Origin of the sequence: Vibrio nomapromontoriensis, assembly GCF_050337205.1 — a bacterium.
Taxonomy (GTDB): Bacteria; Pseudomonadota; Gammaproteobacteria; order Enterobacterales; family Vibrionaceae; genus Vibrio; species Vibrio nomapromontoriensis.
On the sequence record NZ_JAKJSS010000001.1, the window covers coordinates 1 to 5,208 of the forward strand.

Genomic DNA, 5,208 nt, shown 5'->3' on the forward strand with positions numbered 1-5,208 from the left:
ACGCCAATGAAGAGACCTTCATTGCAGGCGCAGGGACACCTGTGGGCACGACTTACGGTGCCCTCACCATCGGCACGGACGGTCAATGGACCTACAAAGTCGACAACAGCTCAGCGCCAATCCAATCATTGGATGTGGGCGATACCCTGACCGAATCCTTTATTGTAAAAAGTGCCGACGGCACAGAGCACACCATTACGGTGACCGTTCATGGCACGGAAGATCCAAGCATCATCAGCAGTTACGAGCCGGGCTCAGTGACGGAAGACACCGCCGGTATTTTGACCGACAGTGGTGATTTGGACATTGCCGATGCCGACAGTGGTGAAGCACAATTTGATATTACTCGTGTCGAAGGCCAGCAAAATGGTAATGGTGACGCACCACTCGGCAGCTTAACCATTACCGCTGATGGGCAGTGGCATTACCAAGTCGATAATTCGTTGACGGGCGTGCAAGAGTTGGGTGACGGCGATAGCCGTGACGAAGTGTTCCGCGTGTACTCCATTGATGGCAGCAGCTATCAAGATATTGTTGTGACCATTCAAGGGGTGGACGGTGCGCCGACCATCGTCAGTGGTGAATCCGCTGAACTCACCGAAGATGTGGGTGTGGTGGGCAATAACCTTGTCGCCTCTGAGCAGCTGGTCATTAGCGATGAAGACGCCGGTGAAAATGTCTTTAATGCAGGCGCGGGCACCTCAGTTGGTACCACGTTAGGCAGCCTGTCTATTTTGGCTGACGGCACCTGGACCTACACCATCGATAACACCTTATCCGAGGTGCAAGCCCTCGATGTGGGTGACACCTTGGTCGAATCCTTTATTGTCACCTCCGCCGATGGCACCGAGCACACCATTAGCGTGACGGTGAATGGCGCGGAAGATGAAACGTTCATCACCAACTACGCCCCAGACAGTGTCAAAGAAGACACCGGCGAAGTGGCGGGTGAGTTACTCGGTGGCGGTAAGCTCGATATTGCCGATTTGGACGCGGGAGAAGCGGCGCTCAACACCACAGTGACTAGTCTAAACAATGATCAAGGTCAGTCGCCACTAGGCACACTGACCATCTTAGCGGACGGCACGTGGACCTACAAAGTCGATAATAGCCTCACTGGCGTGCAAGAGTTGGGCGCGGGTGATACACGAATTGAGCGCTTTGAAGTGGCGTCCATTGACGGCAGCAAAACACAAATCATCGAAGTGACCATTGAAGGTACTGACGACGCGCCAGTGATAGCGGGTACTGACATTGGTGGTGTCACCGAAGACTTTGAAGTCCAAAGTGGTGACTTACTTAAAGAAAGCGGCCAGCTGACGATTACCGATACCGATCAAGGCGAAAGCCAGTTCCAAACCAGCGTCACTAAAGTCGATGATGGCAACGGCCTCACACCAGTGGGCACCTTGACCATTGATGCCACTGGCGCGTGGAATTACGAGATAGACAACACCGACAGCTCAGTGCAGTCACTTGCTGAAGGCGAAACCCGTACCGAGACTTTCCAAGTACTCAGTGAAGACGGCACAACGCACAACATCGTCATCACCATTACCGGCGTTAACGATTTACCAAGCATTGTCAGTGGCGCCAGTGATGACGCCACCGAAGACGCCGCGGTCGACCTAGATACGGACGGCAACTTAGTCGCCAGCAATACTTTAGTGATCAGTGATACCGACGCCAATGAAGAGACCTTCATCGCAGGCGCAGGGACACCAGTAGGCACGACTTACGGTGCCCTCACCATCGGCACGGACGGTCAATGGACCTACAAAGTTGATAACAGCTCAGCGCCAATCCAATCATTGGATGTGGGCGATACCCTGACCGAGTCCTTTATCGTAAAAAGTGCCGATGGTACGGAGCACACCATTACGGTGACCGTTCATGGCGCAGAAGATCCAAGCATTATCAGCAGTTACGAGCCGGGCTCAGTGACGGAAGACACCGCCGGTATTTTGACCGACAGTGGTGATTTGGACATTGCCGATGCCGACAGTGGTGAAGCACAATTTGATATTACCCGTGTTGAAGGTCAGCAAAATGGCAATGGTGACTCACCACTTGGCAGTTTAACCATTACCGCTGATGGGCAATGGAGTTATCAAGTCGATAACTCGTTGACGGGCGTGCAAGAGTTGGGTGACGGCGACAGCCGTGACGAAGTGTTCCGAGTGTACTCTATTGATGGCAGCAGCTATCAAGATATTGTTGTGACCATTCAAGGGGTGGACGGTGCGCCGACCATCGTCAGTGGTGATAGCGATGAACTTACCGAAGACGTCGCGGTTGTGGGCAATAATCTCATTGCGACCGAGCAGCTGGTGATTAGCGATGAAGATGCGGGTGAAAATGTCTTTAATGCAGGCGTGGGCACCTCAGTTGGCACCACGTTAGGTAGCCTGTCTATTTTGGCTGATGGCACCTGGACGTACACCATTGATAACACCTTAACGCAGGTGCAAGCCCTCGATGTCGGTGACACCTTAGTCGAATCCTTTATCGTCACCTCCGCCGATGGCACCGAGCACACCATTAGTGTGACCGTGAACGGCGCAGAAGATGAAACTTTCATCACCAACTACGTGCCAGACAGCGTCAAAGAAGACACAGGCGAAGTGGCGGGTGAGCTATTAGGTGGCGGCAAACTCGATATTGCCGATTTGGATGCCGGAGAAGCGGCGTTTAACACCTCCGTCACCAATTTAACGAACAACCAAGGTCAATCGCCTCTCGGCACACTGACCATCTTGGCGGACGGCACGTGGACCTACAAAGTCGATAATAGCCTAGAAGGCGTGCAAGAGCTTGGTGCGGGTGATACGCGCGTCGAGCGCTTTGAAGTGGCGTCCATTGATGGCAGCAAAACACAAATCATCGAAGTGACCATTGAAGGCACCGACGACGCGCCAGTGATCGCGGGTACTGACATTGGTGGTGTGATTGAAGATACCAATATTCAAGCGGGCGATCTCCTTAAAGAGAGCGGCCAGCTGACCATCAGCGATACCGACCAAGGCGAAAGCCAGTTCCAAACCAGCGTTACTAAAGTCGATGATGGCAATGGCCTCACGCCAGTGGGTACCTTGAGCATTGATGCTACTGGCGCGTGGAATTACGAAATCGACAACACCGATAGCTCAGTGCAGTCGCTTTCTGAAGGCGAAACCCGTACCGAGACTTTCCAAGTACTCAGTGAAGACGGCACGACACACAACATCGTCATCACCATTACCGGCGTTAACGATTTACCAAGCATTGTTAGTGGTGCCAGTGATGATGCCACCGAAGACGCGGTGGTCGACTTAGATACTGACGGCAACTTAGTCGCCAGCAATACTTTAGTGATCAGTGATACCGACGCCAATGAAGAGACCTTCATTGCAGGCGCAGGGACACCTGTGGGCACGACTTACGGTGCCCTCACCATCGGCACGGACGGTCAATGGACCTACAAAGTCGACAACAGCTCAGCGCCAATCCAATCATTGGATGTGGGCGATACCCTGACCGAATCCTTTATTGTAAAAAGTGCCGACGGCACGGAGCACACTATTACTGTGACCGTGCATGGCACAGAAGATCCAAGCATTATTAGCAGTTACGAGCCGGGCTCAGTGACGGAAGATACCGCCGGTATTTTGACCGACAGTGGTGATTTGGACATTGCCGATGCCGACAGTGGTGAAGCGCAGTTCGATATTACTCGTGTTGAAGGCCAGCAAAATGGCAATGGCGACTCGCCACTTGGCAGCTTAACCATTACCGCCGATGGCCAGTGGCATTACCAAGTCGATAACTCGTTGACGGGCGTGCAAGAGCTGGGTGACGGCGACAGCCGTGACGAAGTGTTCCGCGTGTACTCCATTGATGGCAGCAGCTATCAAGATATTGTTGTGACCATTCAAGGGGTGGACGGCGCGCCGACCATCGTCAGTGGCGAATCAGCAGAGCTCACCGAAGACGTGGGTGTGGTGGGCAATAACCTCATCGCCTCTGAGCAACTGGTGATCAGCGATGAGGACGCCGGTGAAAATGTCTTTAACGCAGGCGCTGGCACCTCAGTTGGCACCACGTTAGGCAGCCTGTCTATTTTGGCTGATGGTACGTGGACGTACACCATTGATAACACCTTAACGCAGGTGCAAGCTCTTGATGTCGGTGACACCTTAGTCGAGTCTTTTATTGTCACCTCCGCCGATGGCACCGAGCACACCATTAGCGTGACGGTGAATGGCGCGGAAGATGAAACCTTCATCACCAACTACGTGCCAGACAGTGTCAAAGAAGACACAGGCGAAGTCGCGGGTGAGCTTATCGGTGGTGGCAAACTCGACATCGCTGACTTAGATGCCGACGAAGCAGCGTTCAACACCACGGTGACAAGCTTAACGAACGACCAAGGTCAGTCGCCTCTCGGCACGCTGACCATCTTGGCCGACGGCACGTGGACCTATAAAGTCGATAATAGCCTAGAAGGCGTGCAAGAGCTCGGCGATGGCGATACTCGTATTGAGCGCTTTGAAGTGGCGTCGATTGATGGCAGCAAAACGCAAATCATCGAAGTGACCATTGAAGGCACTGACGACGCACCCGTGATAGCGGGTACTGACATCGGTGGTGTGATTGAAGATACCGATATTCAAGCGGGCGATCTTCTTAAAGAAAGCGGCCAGCTGACGATTACCGATACCGATCAAGGCGAAAGCCAGTTCCAAACCAGCGTTACTAAAGTCGATGATGGCAACGGCCTCACACCAGTGGGCACCTTGATTATTGATGCCACTGGCGCGTGGAATTACGAAATCGACAACACCGACAGCTCAGTGCAGTCGCTTTCTGAAGGGGAAACTCGTACCGAGACTTTCCAAGTACTCAGTGAAGACGGCACTACGCATAACATCGTCATCACCATTACCGGCGTTAACGATTTACCAAGCATTGTTAGTGGCGCCAGTGATGATGCCACCGAAGACGCGGTGGTCGACTTAGATACTGACGGCAACTTAGTCGCCAGCAATACTTTAGTGATCAGTGATACCGACGCCAATGAAGAGACCTTCATTGCAGGCGCAGGGACACCTGTGGGCACGACTTACGGTGCCCTCACCATCGGCACGGACGGTCAATGGACCTACAAAGTCGACAACAGCTCAGCGCCAATCCAATCATTGGATGTGGGCGATACCCTGACCGAATCCT

The 5,208-nt window shown here is 53.1% G+C and carries 1 protein-coding gene; it reads left to right on the plus strand.

The window, feature by feature from the left end; translation table 11 throughout:
• Positions 1 to 5,208 (plus strand): VCBS domain-containing protein (locus L4D05_RS00005; RefSeq protein ID WP_428792707.1); only part of this gene is annotated, 5,208 nt, incomplete at both ends.